This is a genomic window from Methylobacterium jeotgali, assembly GCF_022179345.1.
Lineage (GTDB): Bacteria > Pseudomonadota > Alphaproteobacteria > Rhizobiales > Beijerinckiaceae > Methylobacterium > Methylobacterium jeotgali.
Genome location: NZ_BPQR01000037.1, coordinates 1 through 16,386 on the forward strand (window position 1 = coordinate 1; position 16,386 = coordinate 16,386).

Genomic DNA, 16,386 nt, shown 5'->3' on the forward strand with positions numbered 1-16,386 from the left:
GTTCGGACCGGTCCGAACCCCTCGGGCCGGGCTTCAGTCCTCGTCGTCGTCCTCGACGTCGATGAGGTCGGAGGCGTCGTCCTCGTCGTCGTCCACCACGAGGGTGTCGTCGTCGTCGCTGCTATCCTCGTCGTCACCGACATCGGCCACGTCGTCGCCGTCGCTGTCGCTGTCCGTGTCCTTCTCGGCCTCCTCGGCCTCGACCTCGTCGAGGGAGACGAGCTCGGCGCCCTCGTTCTCGTTCTCGTCGTCGTCCGAGGCGGCCGGGCTGCTGTTGCTGCTGCTGCGGCTCACGATCGGCGCGGACGCCTTCGAGAAGGGCGTGAGCACGTTCGTGGGCACGACCTCGCCGGAATAGGGCGAGACGACCGGATCGCGGTTGAGGTCGTAGAACTTCCGGCCCGTGGTCGGGCAGATCCGTTTCACACCAAGTTCGGGACGGGACACTGGTCAGCTCCTGGCAGATCGTCTTGCCGGCACGGATGCCGAGAGCGCCCGTGCCTTGTCAATGCATGTCGTCGAGACGGCGGCCCCTCCCCGCCGTGCGGCCTTCGCGGGCGCGGTACTCCACCGGGCGAAGGGCGGCGTCAACTGGGCCCCGTCCGCCTCGGACGCCCCGGCCCGTCGGAGACGGCATCGGAGCGAATGGAGCGGGTACCGGGAATCGAACCCGGGTATTCAGCTTGGAAGGCTTGTTGACCACCTAACGCCCCCGCCGGGCGCCGGCCATCGGTCGTTAACCACCCATTGAATCCATTGAGGTTTTCCCGCCTTTCGGCCTACGCCGGGCTTGCGGGGTCTCTCGGGACCCGCGTTGTATCGGTGTTGTATCGCGGGGGACGGGAATGGCGGCGGGGGCGACGACGAAGGCGAAGCGGGGCTACACCCGCGAGACGGTGAAGCTTACGAAGGCCCACGTGACCCGGGCCGAGAGGCTGCTGCTCGACGGCAAGGTCCCTGGCCGGGGCATGGAATGGGGCGACACGGAGGAGCGCGGGCTGACGCTGCGCCTCACGCCCCAGGCCCTGACCTGGTACCTGCGCACCCGGACCGACACGGTGAAGTTGGGCGCCTACCACCTTCTCGACGTCACCCAGGCCCGGTTCGCCGCCGAGAAGGCCAAGGTCGGCCTGCGGCAGGGCGACAACATGAAGTTCGAGATGTCGGTCTTCCATAACATCATGGCGCGGACCGGCGGCGACCTCGAAGTCGTCGGGGACGTCGCCTTCCCGGACCGCTCGGAGCCGCCGCCGGTGCCGAGCATGATCCGGCGCCGGAACGGGCCGTGGTTCTGGGAGGACATGATCGAGGAGTTCCTCGACTACAAGGCGACCAAGGTCGAGGCGAGCTATCTTCCCAAGTACGCCAAGTACCTGCGGCACCCCGGCTACGCATGCTTGGAGGGAATGCTGGTCTGTACCATCACCGTCGAGAGGTTGCAGGAGATCAGGGACGAGATCATCGCCAACTATTCCCTTTCGACCGCCGCTCGGTGCGTGAACCAGGCCAAGGACGCCTTCGATTGGGCCTGGCGGACGCACAGCGGCCGGAGCGGCCTGGCCAGGGCCGATGAGAAGTGGCCGATGTGGCGCGAGCAATGGCACGTCGAGTACAAGTCCGGGAAGCGCAAGCACACGCCGACGCTCACCGAGCTCGCCCGCACGCTCGCCCTGGCCGAGCGCCACCGCTCCCTCGGGCAGACGGAGCACGGGACGTCGGCCGGCACGCTGGGCCTGCTTTGGTTCACGGTGCTGACGGGCCAGCGGACGGGCCAGGTCGCCAAGACGGAACTCGATCAGGTCGGCCACATCTCGCAGGACGCCGGCGTCCCGGGCGCCGATTGGGTCGCGGTGACGTGGCAGGGGCCGCAGATGAAGTCGAGGCGTCAGCACGTCCTGCCGCTGCCCCCTGCCGCCTGGCGGGAGCTCGAAGGCCTGCTCGCGCCCGCCCGCGCCAAGTCGAACCGTTGGCTGTTCCCGCCGAAGCGGGGGGCGGGGCACGCGAGCGCCGGGTCTATGAACCAGGTCCTGTTCCGCCTCGCCGGCAAGCGCCACAAGAAGGCCGATCCCCAGCGCGTCTCCCCGGAGGTGCCCCTCCCGGACCTGCTGACCGAGCACGGCATCCGCAAATGGACGTTGCATGACGTGCGGCGGTCGATCACCGAGTTCCTCGTGGACCGGAGGCTGGGCGGCGCCGCCTCGGCCATCCTCGACCACGAGATCGCGGGGGCGAAGGACCTGCGGGAGCAGACGGCCACGGTGACGCGGCTGCACTACGACACCGCGCAGCGGATCGCGCTCAAGGCCGAGGGCATGGCGCTCTGGTGCGACGCCCTGCTGGCCGAGGTCGAGCGGGAGCGGGCGCTGCTGGCCCTGCAGCCGTTGCCGGCGCCGCGGCCGCGCCCGAAGCGTAAGCCTGCCAAGCGCAACCCGGGCCGTCCCAGGAAGATCGCGGCCTAACCGGCCAGCCGCCGCAGCCGGCGTCCGCGCCGGTCCCGGCCGAGCGCCCTCGCCAGGTCGGCCGGGCGCTCGGCCCGCACGAATCCCGGCCCGCCCCGGCGTGCGGCCGCCGTCTCCAGGTCCTCCGCCATCGCCCTCCGCAACGCGTCCCGCTCGTCCCCGGCGGCCGCGCCCGCGATGTCGTCCCAGCTTGGCATTGACCCTCTCCGCCTTGAGAACAGATAGGGAACGGACGGATCGGGTCAACGGAGGGGGGGACGGGATGGAGGTGCCGCGGACGCTGGGGGCGTTCCCCAACCGGCGGGTCGTCATCGTCTGCCCCTGGTGCCCTCGGCGCCATGGCTCCTACGACACCGACAGGCTGATCGCGCGCCTCGGTCCCCGGGCGTCGCTGGAGGATGTCCTGGCCGCCCTCGTCGTCGGATGCCGGTGGCCGAAGGCGTGGCACGTCCGCGGGCCGTCGCAGTACGTCCCCTGGTGCCGGGCGAGGTTCGCCGACCTCGGGAGCCGGCGCCCTCCGGACCGCGACGTGCCCGCTCCGTAACAATGTCATCCATCCCCGGCGCTGGATGACATTTTTACGGACGCCGCCTCCGCCCAGGCTTTCCGTTAACCCTGCCGCACGACCCCGCTTGACGGGTCGAATCTGGAGCTGCGATCCCTGGTCCCACACCGCGACCGAGAGGCGACCGTGAAACGCCGAATAGCCCCCAAACCGACGAGACCGACCATCCCGGGGGCGTGACGCCGCGCGCGCAGCCCCCCTTCGAGGAGGCTGCCTTCATGACCAAGACCACGACTTCGACCGCCCGCGTGCTCCTGACCGCGGACCACCATTTCGGCCACGAGGCCGTGCTCAGGATGAGCGGCCGCCCGTTCGCCTCCATCGGCGAGCACGACGAGTACCTCGTCGAGGCCTGGAACGCCTCCGTCGGCCCGAAGGACGAGGTCTGGCACCTCGGCGACTTCGCCTACAAGTGCACCCAGGAGCACGCCGCGCGCGTGTTTTCCCGCCTCAACGGGGTCAAGCGGTTGGTGCACGGCAATCACGAAAAGCGCGGCAAGACGCTGCCCTGGGCGTCGCAGCACGAGGGCTTCGTCGACACCGTCATTGAGGGGCGCCGCGCGTTCCTCTGCCATTACGCCTTCCGGGCCTGGCCAGGGGCCTTCCGCGGCACGCTCCACTTCTACGGCCACACGCACGGCCTCTTGCCGGACACCCGGCAGTCCTGCGACGTCGGCGTGGACCGATGGCAGTACCGGCCGGCGTCGTTCCCCGAGATCCTGGCGCGGCTGGAGGCGACCGAGGCGCTGCCCGAGGAGGTCGCCCTCGGGCAGGCCCAGGATGCCGCCCGCGAGGCCGACGAGGCCTGAAACGAGAAGGGCCCCCGGCGGCGAACCGGGGGCCCTTCTCGTTGTGGCTATCGGCGCGGGCCCGGCGGTCCCCTGAGTTCCTGCTCGATCTCGTACGCCGCCACCATCGCGTCGTCGGCGGCGTCATGCAGGCGGCCGGCCTCGGTCTCAAGGGCGTCCGCGTGATCCCGCAGGATCAGCGGCAGCGCCGCGATGGCCCAGGGCAGGATCTCCATCGCGCCGGTCCTCCACCGTGACACCGACCTCGGGTCGATGGTCTCGCGAGGCCCGTCCGGGTGATAGGCCCCCAGGGCCCGGGCGACAGCCTTCGCCCAGTTGTCGTCGCCCGTCAGGGCCTCGCCGGCACGGGCCAACATCTCGCGCGGGGTCATCAGAGCTTCTCCCTCCAGATCACGGTGCCGCGGTCGGCGTCGAGCCAGAAGAACAGCTCCCAAGGCTCGCCCTCGAAAACCTGGCCCCATGCCAGGACGGCGCCGCTGACGAGAGTGGCCGCGAACTCGTCGCTGGGGCGGTCCTCGCGGTACCACGCCGGGCGGCGCTTGCCGGTCGAGGCGTGGACGTGGGCGACGCGGCGGCGGGCCTCCTGGACGTCGATGACGTCGGAGAGGGCGTTGAGGACGGTCTCGGAGACCGAGTTGCGGTAGCGGGCGGGGATGGCGGAGACGATCATGGGGGCGGCTCCTTAAATGCCCAGGCTGCGGGCGCGGACGACCTCGGGCTCAAGCTCGGCGAGGAACGCGAGGCCGAGCAGGTTGACGTAGTAGCCGGACCGGCGCGGCGGCTCCGGTTTGCGCCGGCCGGCCGAGGCGGTCGTCATCGGGGCGGTTTCGACAGTGAGGTAGACATCGCCGTCGGGGATGGCGTCGAAATGGTCGTCCAGGCAGGCCTGCTGCCAGACGATGCGGGCCTCGTCGTGCGACCGGGCCCAGACCTCCATGGCCAGGCTTTCGTGGACCGGCTCCTGCGTCCGAGGGTCGACGGGGCGACAGATGTGCGCCTCCGGCTCGCCAAGCACCAGGGCGAGGATCTGGGCGACGTTCTCGGACCGGGTCCGGGCGGGACCCGCTTCGTCCTCGCGGAGGGGGCGCCGCGGAGGCGCGGGACGGAGGAATGGGCGCATTGAGGATGCTCCTGTCGGTGGCGGGCGGCTCATGCCGGCCCGAGGGGGGAAGGAATCCGGCCCCCGGCTGGCCGCCCCCTGAGGCGGCCGGCGAGAGGCCGGGGCGGGTGCCCCGGCGGTTGGCTGGTTCAGACGGCGTTCGGGTCGAAGGCGAGGATCGCGTCGCAGGACATGTCGCCCAGCCCTGCGTCGAGCATCCGCCACATGTCCGTGGCGGCGCCGTCGACAGCGGCCGCGTGATCGCGCATCGCCTCGGCCCAAACGCCGGTCGTGACGTGGACGGCGACGACGGCGGCGTGCGCCTCGGCCACCAGGGCGTCGAGTTCCGCGCGGCGCGCCTTGACGGCGGCGGCGAGGTTCTGCGCACGGACGATGGCGGCGTCGCGGGCGTCGTAGGCCCGGGTCAGGGCCTGGCAGGTGACGACCGGAATGGCGGCGGCGACGGTGACGAGGGCGTTCATCGAGGATGCTCCTGTGGTGGCGGGCGGCTCTGCCGGCCCTGGGGGAAGGACTGTCCGGCCCCCGGCGGGGCGCCCCGTGAGGCGACCCGCGAGAGGCCGGGGCTGGTGCCCCGGCGGCGGCGTCAGATCTCGGCGAGGGCCGCCATGTCGACGCGGTACTCCTCGACGCGTTGGAGGAAGGCGAGCCGCTGGGCCTCGTCATCGGCGCGCTCCTGCTCGATGCGCTGGCGCTCCGCCTCGGCCTCGATGTGGGCGTAGGCGCCGCCGGCGGCCGCAGCCTCTTCGCGGGTGACGATGGCAACGGTCCGGCGGCGGGCGAGACGCTCCTCGACGGCGAGGTCGGGATGGGCTTCGAGGCGGGCGAGGAGTTCCTCGCGCGAGGTCCGGTACTTGCTGCCGTAGCGGGCGGCGCGGCCGGTCAGCGTCGAGCCGGACCAGGCCTCGGAGCCGTTGAGAACGGCGCGCTGGTAGGAGCCGCGGGCGCACCCGTAGGCGGCGAGGACGGCGGCGGGGCTGATGTCGGTGTAAGCGCTCATTAGGATGCCCCTTCTGATGGGAGGCTGTACCTGCCCATGACCGGAATATGCCATCGGTCATGGCGCAGCACAAGCATTATCAAGAAGAAATCGCGCATTCATCGAGTGTAACGCGCGATCAATACAGTGTAACGGATTGTCAGAGGTCCGTTGGGGTTTCAGGCGGCCTCGCCGCGGCGGGTCAAGGCCACACCGCCAAGCTCATGTCTCGCTTCAACTCCGTCAGAGCGTCCCGCTCCAGATCTTCAAGCGGGCGGTTCGGGCAGGTGTCCTGCACCCCGACAATGCGGGCGTGCTTCTCGGCGAACCGGACGGGGCCGCACATGTAGGCGTCCTCAACCATGTCCTTGGCCTCCTTCAGCCCGACGCCGAGGGCGCGCCGGAGCCACTTGATGGCCTCGATCTTCGGGTGGGCGGTCTGCTCGGACGAGCGGATGGCGAGGCGGACGATGGACTGCAGGTCAATCACGGGACGCCTCCTTGGCGGCGGTTGCGGAAGGGGTGGTGTCGTCGGCGACGCCGGCGGCGTTCCCGACGATGGCGAGGACGGCCCAGACGAAGACGAAGCCGGAGGCGAACAGGCTGGCGTGCCACGCCGCGCGGGCGAGGTCCCAGCCGGCGCCGGCCAGGACGAAGACGATGGCCACGATGGCGGCCGCGCTGATGGAGACCCGCCCGGGGCCTCCGGCGATGAGGGCGAGGAAGGGGCGCATCAGGCGGTCGCCTTCCCAAGGTTGAAGGTCCCCAGCGTGCCGACCCGCACAACCCGGTTCCCGTCGCGGCGAAGCTGGGCAATCTCGACGGCGGCGGATATCTCGCGGACGTCGAGGTGCTGCTCCATCGCGGGGCGGAACAGCGGGTCCTCGGCGAGCTCGGGGTGCTCCTCCAGCAGGTTCACGATGAACGCCTTACCTGCGAGCTCGTGGACTACGTCTAGGCTCGTGCTCGGCTTCGACACGCACCCGTTCGTCAGGTCCCAGAAGAGCGTCTCGATGGTCTGCTTGAAGGCCGCGTGCTCGTCGACCAGCCAGCCCAGCGTGACCGCATCTTCGAGCGGGTAGCTGTCGAGACCGAGGGCCTCGGCGGCGGCGGAGTTGCCCTCGTAGTCCTCGCAGTTGAACAGGACGAGGTCCCTGGTGACCACCGGCGCCTCGACGGTCGTGATCCCCTTGCCGCGCGGGACGTCCACAGACCGCCCGGGCTCCAACGCCCCAGGCATGAAGCCCGACCCCGACGCGGACAATACCAGCGACTGCACCCAATCGAGGTAGTCCCGGTGACTGACGCCGTCCCAGCAACCGGTTCGGCGGGCGAACTCCACGCGATCCGCCGTGGTCGAGCCGGGCTGCGGCTTCCGCACGACGGAGAACCCGGCCGCGTCGAGGGCCTGCATGACGTCGTGGGCTAACACGTCAGCCGAAGCGGGATGGTCGAGATCCACTCCGCGCATGCTGAGATGAATGGCGGCTACGGCTACCGTCTCCGCGCCGTCGACGGTGAACTCGGTCTTGAACTCGTTGGTCTGGCGCTTCACGAAGCGCTCCTGAGAAACCGGGGTGGGGGGGAGGAATCGGTGGTGCGCCACTGCCGCCTGGCGCGCGACGGAGAGCGATGCCTCAGGCGGTCGGCTCCACGACAGGGCCGAGCAGTGCGATCTCGTCAGCCGGGCGCGGCCCGTACCGGCGCAGGTTGTCGTTGCGGAACCAGCCGCCGCCGATCTTCCCGGTCTCGCCGGAGTGGTAGAGGAGCTTGGTCGTCCCGTCGGACGGGTCGATCTCCTGCACCAGGCCGATCTTGACCCCCTCAGCCTCCATGGGCGGGTGCTGGCTGTCGCCGACGCTCAGGATCTCGACGAGCTCGCCCTTCTTCCACTCGGGCTTGCGTTCCCGGCCGGCGTGCCGGTCCCGGAGCTCCGCCACCATTTCCTGCAGGGTGAGCGCCTTCGCCGGCTCGGGCTTGGCCGCTTCCTTGGCCAGCTTCTCCCGCCAAGCCGTCTCGTGCTCGGGCGTCCAAGCCTCGAAGTTGAAGCTCTCCCCCATGCACGCCTGCAGAACGCCGTTGCGGTGGACGCCGTAACGGATGTCGAGGACGCGGCCGAAAGCGCTTGACCCGGCATCTTCGGGGTTGGTCGCCGTCTGGATGCGGATCGGCTCGTAGAGAACCTCAAGGACCACGCAAGGCTCGCCGGGCCCCTTCAAGGGCGCGTCGGGCCGCTGCACGACGATGTCGCCGACTGCGAAGGGGCAGTAGCCGTACTCCTCCGCCGCCTTGGCGAAGCGTGCGAGGATGCCGTCGGCGTCGAGCTTGATCGGCTCCGGCTTGTCGGCGGCACGCGCCTCCATGAGGGCCGGAGGGAGGGAGGAACCGAGGGACGAGAGAAGGCTGCTCAGCATGGCTGTGACCTGTCTGGATGGGTGGCGGGATTGCCCCCTTTGGCGGGGCGGGCCGGGAAGCTCGCGGGTGCGCCACCGTCGCCTGGCGCGTCGACGGAGGCCCTCAAGCCGCGGCGGCGAGGGGGCGCTCGTCGCGCTTCAGCATCTCGGCGAGCTCGGGGGCCTCGGCGTAGACCTCGAACCACGCGGAGACGCGGCCATGGCGGGTCGCGTAAAACTCGCCGTCGATCAGCTCGCGCAGGAGCAGGTGCGGCTCGCCGGCCGGGATGACGAGGCCGGTCCCGTGGCAGACGTGGTCCTTGCGGCCACGGACGACCTTGCGGGCGAGCTCGCGCACGTCGCCTTCCTTGCCGCCGTCGAACGGCAACATGTGAAGGAAGTCGTCGTCGGTGACCTGCTCGGCGGCGCGGAGCTTGATCCAACCGAGGTCGGCGTCGTTCCAGTGCCCGCTCTCGATGCGGTCGATGATGCGGCCCTGGAGGTCGCGGAAGAGCTCGGGCATGTCCGGCTCCTCGACGCACTCGCGGATGATGTCGCCGACGTCACGCTCCGCGAGGGAGCCGAAGATCGCGACGATGGCCTCCCGGCGGGAATAGAAGTCGAGCTTCTCGATGCCGGCGGCGAGCGTCTCGAACAGGTCGGACGGCGCCAGGATCTCGGGCAGGCTGGCGCCCGTGTCGGGGTGGGGCACGAACACGTTGGCGCCGGCTTCGATGGCGAGGGCGTGCGGCTCGCGGTCTCCGCGTTCGAGCCGGTCGCGCCAGACGCCGAAGTTGGCGAACGCCGTGTCGGGGAGCTCGTCGATGTAGCGATGGGGGACGTAGGGGGTGGTGCTGGTCTGGCGCCGCATCGGGCGCTCCTATGAAACCGGGGTTGCGGGAAGGGGTGGATCAGTCGTCGGCGAGCGAGGGCTGGCGACGGCGCTCGGCGCGCAGGGCCTGGTAGTGCTGGCCCTGGAGCTCGGCGCGGAACTCGGCGTCGATGCCTGGGTCGGTGAGAAGCGCCGCGAGGTCGGCCTTCCCCTTCGCCGCGAGCGCGTCGGCCTCTGCGACCTCGCGCTCGTCGGGGGCGTCCCAGTAGATGCCGTCGTGCGCGAACTCGATGTCGAGGTCGGCCTCCATCGCCCAAAGGGCGCCGAGGTCGATGAGGCTGCGGGCGAGATCCCCGTCCCCTGCCACACGGGCCGCGGCGAGGCGGGCGAGCAGGTCGGCTACGGTCGTGATGACAGTCATGCGTCTCTCCCGAGGGTGGCGGCAACGAGGGCGACCGCCGCGGCCACGCCGGCCTCGCCGGAGGCCTGGACGGCGAGGAACTTGAAGGTGGCGGGCGGGGCGGCGTCGTCATGGATGACGAGCGTGCGGGGGTCGCGGCGCAGGCCGAGGTAGGCCAACACCGCGGGGTGGATCGCCCGGGTGCCGTGAAGGGCCCGGCTGACGGCGGTCTGAGCCGCCCGGTCCGTCAGGGGGAGATGGCGGGCGACGGCGATCTGGGAGCCAGCAGCCTCGACGGCCCTGGCGAGACGGGCGCGGGCCTGCCGTTCGGTGAGCGTCACGCTGGCCTCCCGGGCGTACGGGGCGGGAGCCGCATCCCGCGCACCGGCATCTGCGGCCGGGGCGGCACCGCCCGGGCGGTTGTCGGTTCTGCCTCCGCGGCGGCCTTGGCCTCGGCACGGGCACGGGCGGCGGCGTAGGCGTCGTAGGGCGGGACGACCTTCGGCGCCGGGGCGGGATCGGCGGCCTTGGGCGGCTCCGCGACCGGGGGACCGGAGCGGTACTCGGCCAACATGCCGCTGAGGCGCGTGATCTCCTCCTTCGCCACCCGCTCCAGCTTGAGCTTCGTGATTGTCACGTGGTCCCGCAGGCCCTCGCCCTGCGGGATCTCCAAGCCGGCCGCGACGTAGTGGCACTCGAAAATCAGGTCGGCGAGGCGCTTGCGCGTCTGGATCGCGTCGAGCGCCTTGAGGTCGTGCGTCCACTTGTCAGCCATGGGACGCCTCCCCGCGGGCGGTGGCGACGGAGACACGGCGCATCGCCTCGAATCGCTCGACGTCGCGAGCGACCTGGCGCGACGGGGCGCCGGAGACCTTGTTGATCTTGGCGAGGGCCCGAGCGGCGGCCTTGCGGGCGGCGCGGTAGGACGCGGCCGGGCGGGACGGCTTAGCCATTGGCCGCCTCCCGGTACTCAACCGACGTCGTCTTCGTCAGACCCAGGGCCCGCAGGATCGCCGGGCCCGGGGCGCGACGGCCCGCCAGGGCGTCGTGGACGTAGACAGGCGACACTCTGTTCTCGCGCGCGAAGGCGGTGTGGCCCCCCGCTTTATCTATGCGCGCCCTCAGGCGCTCCCGCACTTCCTCGACCGTCACGACTCACTCCTGGCTATTGACGCGTAGAAGCGTAGTATGCGTCGAACGCGCTTACAAGGGCTGGCCTAGATTGCACCCAGTAGCGACTTTTGGGTGCAATCTGGGCCACGAGGTGAAAGCTTCGACTTTCGAAGGATTACACGATGAATGCTTGGTGGCGATCGAAGGACGGAACGCCCGATCCTTCAAGGACTGGCGACGCAATCCTTGTCCTGCCGGCCTGGGAGCGGGCGTACGAGGCCACACTCAGCGAGGATTGCCTCGCCCTGGGTGCGCGGATTTGTCCTGTGGATCGGACCGAGGAGCGGGTCCGGCGGGGCCGGTACGTCGACGCCTATCCCCGCGCCCACTACGCGGTGGCGCCCGGGGCTGTGGTCGTCGTCGCTCCCGGGTCCGGGCGGGTCCCGCACCGCGCCTATGTCGGCCGGGACGACGGCGTGACCGAGGTCTCGTTCATTGAGGCGGGGGACCGGATCGACCCGGCCGGCGCGAATCGGCGCGCATGGCATCGGCGCGTGCGGGCGAGCGGTCTGAAGGCAACGCCGACGCGGCACCACATGACCGCCGGGCACGGCTACGAGGCCGACGTGGTCTACGACTGGCACGGGCAGGCGTACGTCGCCCTCGTGACCCGAGCCGGGCCCTCATACGTATGGGCCCGCGCCGTTACGTACGCCGAGGCCATGGCGCTCGGGATCGCGTGACGTACCGAGGGCGCGGGCGTGTCGTATGCATGCCCGCGCGGCACTATCGGGAGGTCAACACGGAGGGGACGATGAAGGGGTTTCTCGCAGCGCTCGGCAGGATGCTCGCCGCCATGGGGCGCATCACGCTGGTGCCGGTCATCGAGGGCGGCCGCCTCGTCTGGCGCACCGTCCGCGCGGTCCTCGCGCCGCACGACCCCATTGCCGAGGCCGAGGCCGCGTTCGAGGCGGAGGCCGCCGAGCCCACCCCGGCGGCGCCGCCGACGTTCGACGCGCTGTCGGTCTCGGAGCAGTGGGGGCTGGCCGCGGCGGAGCATCTCTACCCCAGCGTCGACAGCGAGATCCCGCCGGGCATCCTCGACCGGGCCGCCGCCGCCTATCTCGACGGCCTGTCGCCGCAGGATCGCAACAAGCTGCTGATGAACGGCCCCCGCTACATCGGCGAGCATCTCCTCGGCGAGCGCGTCCTGCAGGGCCTGCCCAAGCCCCTGTCTCCGTCTGAGTTCGCCGCCCTGGAGGGCCAGAGGGCCGCTGCCGCCGCCCAGGCGGCCAGGGCCGAGATGGAGAAGGGCGCATTGATCAGGGCGATCTTCGACGACATCCTCGACGAAGGGCCGCCCGCCTTCCCGGCCTGATCGCCCCCACCCGAACGACGAAACCCGCCTCGGTCACCCCGGGGCGGGTTTTTTCTTGTCCAAAACGACGATTGTTGTCGTCTTTCTTGCTTGTAGGGGGTTGACTCGTGCGCGCCGCGCACCTTTGCACACTTTTTCGCACATCACGGCATGTGACGGCATCAGCCTGCGAGGGCGGCCCGGCGAGCCTCGATGAAGGCCTGCTGCCGCTGCCGGGCGAACCGGGCGGCGCGGGCGTCGACGATGGCCTTGGCCTCCTGCTCGGCGCGGTGCTCGGCCATCACGCGGCGGTACGCCATCGCCGCGGTCGCCTGGCGGATGGCGGCGGCTTCCCGGCGCTCACCGGCGCGACGAGCGGCTCCCAAGGCCAGCCCCATGGCCAGGCCCTGCAGGGGGGCCTCGAAAGACCGGACGACGGTATCGGCGTTGCTGTGATACGACATCGGGGCGGCCTCCTCAGGTGGTGTGCGCCCAGGAGATCGGGATCCCCGAATCGATGTCCAGACCCCTTCGCCGGTCGTGGTTACTGAAGTCCCTGGCCCCTGTGGATGGCGTCAGCCCCGGACGCGTACGAATTCTTCCGGCGACAGCACATCCCGGGAGTAGCGTTCGTATGCCCTGTGTAGGGCCCCGTTACCTGACCACCCGGTAACGCCACATCAGCACTAAGTAACGGATTATCAGAACAACAATGCCGCCGGAATTTTTCGAAAACCCGGCGGCGGCCGCCCTCACTGCAGGGCGATGTAGCCCACCAGGTCCGCTAGGGCGGCGTCCTGCGTCGCCGGGGCCGTCAGGGTGAGGATGTCGCCGAGGTTCACGAGGACCGGGTTGCCGCCGGTAGTCGTGGAGATCGCCACGGTCTTGCTGACCGCGAAGGTATCGGTCTCGGTGGTCGGCCCGTTCAGGGCCAGAGTCAGCATCCTTCCCGACGCCGTAGCTCAGCGCTGCACCTCGCCGGTTACGTGCACTCCACGGACCCGCACCATCGACGATCTTAAGCCTCGGCGTCGTCGCCGGGTCGCGTCAGTCAGGCCGGCGCAACCTCGTCCACCCACGCGAAGCGCGCCTTCAAGTCGTTGAGTTGATTGAAGGGTACGGCGTGGCGATGCTGCAGCATGCCGACCACGATGCCCGGGTGCAAGCCGACCTCCTCGGCGAAGGCGGTGACCTCCTGCCTGGTGGAGGGGCTTGTCGTGGCGAAGGACTCGATCCGCTCCCGACCAACCAGCACCTCCTCGGCCCAGGCATCGGCCTCGGCCTCCACCCCGTCGCCCTCGCCGTTCTGGTCGTCGACGAAATTCTTCCCGCGATGCAGGACGATGTGCGCTGCCTCGTGGAAGAAGGTCCACCAGAAATGGTCGTTGCTCTTCATGCGCAGCGACATTTGGATCAGCGGCCGCTCGTCGTTCATCCACCGCGCCGAGCCGAAGACGCAGGTCTTGCTCAAGGGCTTCTGGAAGACCAGGGCGACGCCTGCCGAATGGCAAAGCTCCAGCATGCGCGGCTCAAAGACGTCCGGACCATGCACCGTCAGCGACCTGATCTCGGCGCAACTCCGAAGGAACCGTTCGCCGTCGTAAGCCGGAAGCTCGCGCTTCCGGGCCTGCTCCTCCCCGAGCATCAGCCAGCAGTACATGTGGTGCGGGGAAGCCGTCGCGGAACGCGCCCGGCGATGATGCACCGCCAGCGACCCGATCCTGGCGTCGTAGGCCTGCGCGGTGCCGATGCCGAGCATCGTCAGCATCTCGCCGAACAGGCTGCCGATGTCGCGCGTGTCGGGCAGCCGGCCGCATGCCTTGAGCTCCTTCACCGGGAACTGCTTCAGCCAATCGGCCTGCCGCTCGGCGCTCTCCCGCTCCCGCTCCCGGGCCTGGAACAGGTCCCACTCGGCCTGCAGCCCCGTCCAGATATAGGCCTTTAACCCGAGGACGTGCTCAAGCCGAAGAGCCGTCTCCGGCGTGACCGGGTTCGTGCCGTTGATGATCGTGCTGACGAGCTTCGGCGTCAGGCCGGCCAGGCGCGCGAACTCGGCCTGCGACCAGCCGCGCCCATCGATGTACTCCGCAAGGTGTTCGCCGGGGTGCGTCGCCCATTGCGGGACGAAGGCTTCCTTCCTCGTCATGTCCACGCCTCCAACGCTCACTTCCCGTGGTAGTCCACGACCTCGACGATCTCGACCGCCGTGACGCTCGCGACGTCGACGCCGCCGTCCGGGAGAGACGGGACCGGGTCGTGGTCGGGCACGAAGACGATGCGCCAGTTGTCCTTGATGGTGACGGAGAACTGGCCCTTCCGGTCATTCGTCAGCATATGCCGGTAGTCCGGCGAGCCGGTCGGGACGTCCGACAGGCTTTTCGCTTGCCTCAGCACACCCAGCCGAAGCCGGATGTGCCGCGCGCGGTCGCCGAAGGCCTTGGCCATCTCCTTCGGGTCGGTAAGCTGCTTGCACAGCCGCTTACCCCTGACTGTGAGATCCATAGGCCGAAACCGTTACCTGCAAGGTAATGTTCTCCGAGTCATTACCCAATGGGTAACATGGTCGCAACGCCGGCGCCATCGCCTCCGTTCCGTACCCGCTACCGATGAACAGCCGTGTTCGAACCCGCTCCGGCTTGAGGCGGGACGGAGGCGAGAGGTCACGATGTCGTATCGGCCCCCTGAGTTTGCCGGCACGAGGACGAGGGGGTCCCTTGCCGCGCCTGCATCGGACGTATTCCGAGGCAAGGGGTGGGGGACGACCGGCGTGTCGCCGCATCTGAAGGTTTTTCCGGCCTCCTTTGCGCGGATCGCCCGAGGCATCGTCACGGTGTCGAAAGGAGGTCGTCATGAGGCCGAAGCAGTTGATCGAGCGCTTGGCGGCAATGGAACCTCCGCCGCAGGGGGTACCCGTGGTGCCGCCCATCGAACTGGTGGCGATGATGACGCGGACCGTTCGCGGGCTGCGGCAATGGAAGAAGGAAACGCTGGCCGACTTCGCCAGCGTCTCGCTGTCCATCGTCGAGCGGGTCGAGAGGGCGGAGCCCGTCGGTAACGAGAGCCTTGAGCGGATCGCGGTGGCGCTCGGCTACGAGCGAGGCGCATTCACGCAACCCCGCGTCCCGATCCCACGCGAGGAGGCCGCCGCGCGGCTTGCCGACGACGTCGGTCACCTCGATGCCGTCGAGGTGCGATGCTTCCGGACGCACCGGCAGGTGCGCATGGTTGCCGGCACGCAGGCGTACCTCATCCACGACACCGAATTGGGTCCGGCTTCCTGGAGATCCGCGCCGCCGCGATGTCCGACAAAGTCGTGCTGCAGATGGAGCCCTTCGACGAGGCGATGGAGCACGAGATCTCGCGCCGCGTTGCGCGGGCCTCGACGCCGCAGGCCGACCACTGGACCCGCCGGACCATACCGGCCGGTCAGCGGCACCTGGTCCTGCGCGAGCACCTAATGGGCCGTGAGAACGAAACACGGCATTCGCTGCTCTCGGCCTATCTCCACGTAGTCGCCGGGGACGGCGGTAGTACCGAGTTCCTGGCCGAGTACGACGAGCACATCGCCCTGGCGAGTTGGGTCTCGTTAACCGTAAAACAGCACACCCTATTGCGCCACCAAGTATGCGTGGTCTAACACAGAAGGATGAGATAGGTGCGTCAACCGCATTAAGGTTGACGACTGAATCAACTCGACGGGCGAAAGCCTCTGGCCTTTCTTCGCATGCGTGGCCACCCCGGCCACGCATGGAGAGAGCCCATGAGGCATACGGACCCCGAGTACCGCCGCGAAGAAGACGACATGTGCGTCGTCTGTGGCATCACATGCGAGGAGGCCGACGACGAAGACGGGTGCGGTTGGGCAGGACCGTCGTTGTGCGGCAAGTGCTGTCGCGCGCTCTACTTTGACGAGGGCGTCTACGACAGCCTCAGCCCGGTCGCGACAGAGTGCCTGTACGACTGGCTGGGTGACCTCGTCGCCGGTGGGCCGGCCATGCAGGAAGCATTCGAACGCGACCTTCCGTTCGCCATCATGCTGTATGAGCGCGGGGCGCACTTCGACGAAGCGGACGCGCGCCAGGCGTTCAACGGAATCGCGAAGCGGTATCTCGAACTCCGCGCGATCCCGCCTAGCAAGCGGGACTGGTATGACGACCCGACGCAGATCCTCGGCGACATTTTCTCAGACGAATGGCGTGCGGTGCGTAAGTTGATCCTTGCAGCGCACCGCATCAGGAAGATGCACAACATCAATCTGCTGTAACCGATGAAGCGCCCAAATACTGGACGCTCCAGGGGCACAAGGCCCCGCTATTCCTCCCCTCCAGCCTCCATCGCGCGCCCGAGCCGGATCTCCTCCGG

General features: G+C 69.4%; 29 protein-coding genes. 7 read left to right on the forward strand and 22 right to left on the reverse strand.

Annotated features, from left to right (window positions below):
* Positions 1-33: 33 nt before the first annotated feature.
* Positions 34-447 carry a TIGR02300 family protein gene (locus MFF04_RS11030; RefSeq protein ID WP_238275807.1) on the reverse strand — a complete coding sequence of 138 codons (414 nt, stop codon included), beginning with the start codon at positions 445-447 and terminating at the stop codon, positions 34-36.
* A 398-nt stretch (positions 448-845) separates the two neighbouring features.
* Here MFF04_RS11030 and MFF04_RS11035 point away from each other — a divergent pair, with 398 nt between their 5' ends.
* Positions 846-2,459 (forward strand): integrase arm-type DNA-binding domain-containing protein, encoded by a 1,614-nt coding sequence (locus MFF04_RS11035; RefSeq protein ID WP_238231307.1) that lies wholly within the window; start codon positions 846-848, stop codon positions 2,457-2,459.
* Here MFF04_RS11035 and MFF04_RS11040 read toward each other — a convergent pair.
* Entirely contained in the window at positions 2,456-2,656 is a 201-nt protein-coding gene (locus MFF04_RS11040; protein ID WP_238231309.1) for a hypothetical protein, read from the reverse strand. The two genes, MFF04_RS11035 and MFF04_RS11040, sit on opposite strands and share 4 nt — an antisense overlap.
* 65 nt (positions 2,657-2,721) lie before the next feature.
* Between MFF04_RS11040 and MFF04_RS11045 the strand changes: the two genes are divergently transcribed.
* Together MFF04_RS11045 and MFF04_RS11050 are read left to right on the forward strand one after the other, a co-directional pair.
* Positions 2,722-3,003 (forward strand): hypothetical protein, encoded by a 282-nt coding sequence (locus tag MFF04_RS11045; protein ID WP_238275810.1) that lies wholly within the window; start codon positions 2,722-2,724, stop codon positions 3,001-3,003.
* 239 nt (positions 3,004-3,242) lie between these two features.
* Positions 3,243-3,833 carry a metallophosphoesterase family protein gene (locus MFF04_RS11050; RefSeq protein WP_238275812.1) on the forward strand — a complete coding sequence of 197 codons (591 nt, stop codon included), beginning with the start codon at positions 3,243-3,245 and terminating at the stop codon, positions 3,831-3,833.
* A 47-nt stretch (positions 3,834-3,880) separates the two neighbouring features.
* Here the strand turns inward: MFF04_RS11050 and MFF04_RS11055 are convergent, their stop codons facing one another.
* The 15 genes from MFF04_RS11055 to MFF04_RS11125 all read right to left on the reverse strand — a co-directional run bounded on the left by MFF04_RS11055 (position 3,881) and on the right by MFF04_RS11125 (position 10,706).
* Entirely contained in the window at positions 3,881-4,204 is a 324-nt protein-coding gene (locus tag MFF04_RS11055; RefSeq protein ID WP_238231314.1) for a hypothetical protein, read from the reverse strand.
* Positions 4,204-4,503 (reverse strand): hypothetical protein, encoded by a 300-nt coding sequence (locus MFF04_RS11060; RefSeq protein ID WP_238275814.1) that lies wholly within the window; start codon positions 4,501-4,503, stop codon positions 4,204-4,206. The genes MFF04_RS11055 and MFF04_RS11060 overlap by 1 nt, the downstream gene beginning before the upstream one ends.
* Before the next feature lie 12 nt (positions 4,504-4,515).
* On the reverse strand, positions 4,516-4,770 hold the full coding sequence (locus MFF04_RS11065) for a hypothetical protein (RefSeq protein ID WP_238275816.1): 255 nt from the start codon (positions 4,768-4,770) through the stop codon (positions 4,516-4,518).
* A 311-nt stretch (positions 4,771-5,081) separates the two neighbouring features.
* Positions 5,082-5,414 (reverse strand): hypothetical protein, encoded by a 333-nt coding sequence (locus tag MFF04_RS11070; RefSeq protein ID WP_238231319.1) that lies wholly within the window; start codon positions 5,412-5,414, stop codon positions 5,082-5,084.
* 122 nt (positions 5,415-5,536) lie between these two features.
* A complete protein-coding gene (locus MFF04_RS11075) occupies positions 5,537-5,950 on the reverse strand; it encodes a hypothetical protein (RefSeq protein ID WP_238231321.1) in 414 nt (137 codons plus the stop codon).
* 181 nt (positions 5,951-6,131) lie between these two features.
* Positions 6,132-6,419 (reverse strand): ribosomal protein L7/L12, encoded by a 288-nt coding sequence (locus tag MFF04_RS11080; RefSeq protein WP_238231323.1) that lies wholly within the window; start codon positions 6,417-6,419, stop codon positions 6,132-6,134.
* The gene (locus MFF04_RS11085) at positions 6,412-6,663 is read right to left on the reverse strand and encodes a hypothetical protein (protein WP_238231325.1); all 252 of its coding nucleotides are present in this window, start codon (positions 6,661-6,663) and stop codon (positions 6,412-6,414) included. Before MFF04_RS11085 ends, MFF04_RS11080 begins: the two co-directional genes overlap by 8 nt.
* A complete protein-coding gene (locus MFF04_RS11090; protein WP_238231327.1) occupies positions 6,663-7,484 on the reverse strand; it encodes a hypothetical protein in 822 nt (273 codons plus the stop codon). The genes MFF04_RS11085 and MFF04_RS11090 overlap by 1 nt, the downstream gene beginning before the upstream one ends.
* 82 nt (positions 7,485-7,566) lie before the next feature.
* Positions 7,567-8,343 carry a hypothetical protein gene (locus MFF04_RS11095; RefSeq protein WP_238231329.1) on the reverse strand — a complete coding sequence of 259 codons (777 nt, stop codon included), beginning with the start codon at positions 8,341-8,343 and terminating at the stop codon, positions 7,567-7,569.
* Positions 8,344-8,446: 103 nt separating this feature from the next.
* Positions 8,447-9,193: a hypothetical protein gene (locus MFF04_RS11100; RefSeq protein ID WP_238231331.1), complete on the reverse strand. Its 747-nt coding sequence runs from the start codon at positions 9,191-9,193 to the stop codon at positions 8,447-8,449.
* 40 nt (positions 9,194-9,233) lie between these two features.
* Positions 9,234-9,575 carry a hypothetical protein gene (locus tag MFF04_RS11105; RefSeq protein WP_238231333.1) on the reverse strand — a complete coding sequence of 114 codons (342 nt, stop codon included), beginning with the start codon at positions 9,573-9,575 and terminating at the stop codon, positions 9,234-9,236.
* Positions 9,572-9,895 carry a hypothetical protein gene (locus tag MFF04_RS11110; RefSeq protein ID WP_238231335.1) on the reverse strand — a complete coding sequence of 108 codons (324 nt, stop codon included), beginning with the start codon at positions 9,893-9,895 and terminating at the stop codon, positions 9,572-9,574. Before MFF04_RS11110 ends, MFF04_RS11105 begins: the two co-directional genes overlap by 4 nt.
* Complete coding sequence (locus MFF04_RS11115) at positions 9,892-10,329, reverse strand: hypothetical protein (protein WP_238231337.1); 438 nt, start codon at positions 10,327-10,329, stop codon at positions 9,892-9,894. Before MFF04_RS11115 ends, MFF04_RS11110 begins: the two co-directional genes overlap by 4 nt.
* Positions 10,322-10,507: a hypothetical protein gene (locus MFF04_RS11120; RefSeq protein WP_238231339.1), complete on the reverse strand. Its 186-nt coding sequence runs from the start codon at positions 10,505-10,507 to the stop codon at positions 10,322-10,324. Before MFF04_RS11120 ends, MFF04_RS11115 begins: the two co-directional genes overlap by 8 nt.
* On the reverse strand, positions 10,500-10,706 hold the full coding sequence (locus MFF04_RS11125) for a helix-turn-helix domain-containing protein (protein ID WP_238231340.1): 207 nt from the start codon (positions 10,704-10,706) through the stop codon (positions 10,500-10,502). The genes MFF04_RS11120 and MFF04_RS11125 overlap by 8 nt, the downstream gene beginning before the upstream one ends.
* A 287-nt stretch (positions 10,707-10,993) precedes the next feature.
* Between MFF04_RS11125 and MFF04_RS11130 the strand changes: the two genes are divergently transcribed.
* On the forward strand, positions 10,994-11,410 hold the full coding sequence (locus tag MFF04_RS11130; protein ID WP_238231343.1) for a hypothetical protein: 417 nt from the start codon (positions 10,994-10,996) through the stop codon (positions 11,408-11,410).
* Positions 11,411-11,481: 71 nt separating this feature from the next.
* Complete coding sequence (locus MFF04_RS11135; RefSeq protein ID WP_238231344.1) at positions 11,482-12,045, forward strand: hypothetical protein; 564 nt, start codon at positions 11,482-11,484, stop codon at positions 12,043-12,045.
* A 161-nt stretch (positions 12,046-12,206) separates the two neighbouring features.
* Here the strand turns inward: MFF04_RS11135 and MFF04_RS11140 are convergent, their stop codons facing one another.
* From MFF04_RS11140 to MFF04_RS11160, 5 genes are all read right to left on the reverse strand, one after another.
* Complete coding sequence (locus MFF04_RS11140; protein ID WP_238231346.1) at positions 12,207-12,488, reverse strand: hypothetical protein; 282 nt, start codon at positions 12,486-12,488, stop codon at positions 12,207-12,209.
* Positions 12,489-12,776: 288 nt separating this feature from the next.
* A complete protein-coding gene (locus tag MFF04_RS11145; RefSeq protein ID WP_204278573.1) occupies positions 12,777-12,968 on the reverse strand; it encodes a hypothetical protein in 192 nt (63 codons plus the stop codon).
* A gap of 107 nt (positions 12,969-13,075) precedes the next feature.
* Positions 13,076-14,170, reverse strand: coding sequence for a HigA family addiction module antitoxin (locus MFF04_RS11150; protein ID WP_353744510.1), 1,095 nt, complete (start codon positions 14,168-14,170; stop codon positions 13,076-13,078).
* 17 nt (positions 14,171-14,187) lie between these two features.
* On the reverse strand, positions 14,188-14,526 hold the full coding sequence (locus MFF04_RS11155) for a type II toxin-antitoxin system RelE/ParE family toxin (protein ID WP_238275819.1): 339 nt from the start codon (positions 14,524-14,526) through the stop codon (positions 14,188-14,190).
* Between the two features lie 323 nt (positions 14,527-14,849).
* On the reverse strand, positions 14,850-15,278 hold the full coding sequence (locus MFF04_RS11160) for a hypothetical protein (protein WP_238275820.1): 429 nt from the start codon (positions 15,276-15,278) through the stop codon (positions 14,850-14,852).
* A gap of 44 nt (positions 15,279-15,322) precedes the next feature.
* Here MFF04_RS11160 and MFF04_RS11165 point away from each other — a divergent pair, with 44 nt between their 5' ends.
* Together MFF04_RS11165 and MFF04_RS11170 are read left to right on the forward strand one after the other, a co-directional pair.
* A complete protein-coding gene (locus MFF04_RS11165; protein ID WP_238231354.1) occupies positions 15,323-15,661 on the forward strand; it encodes a hypothetical protein in 339 nt (112 codons plus the stop codon).
* Between the two features lie 123 nt (positions 15,662-15,784).
* The gene (locus tag MFF04_RS11170; RefSeq protein WP_238231356.1) at positions 15,785-16,288 is read left to right on the forward strand and encodes a hypothetical protein; all 504 of its coding nucleotides are present in this window, start codon (positions 15,785-15,787) and stop codon (positions 16,286-16,288) included.
* Positions 16,289-16,386 lie beyond the last annotated feature (98 nt).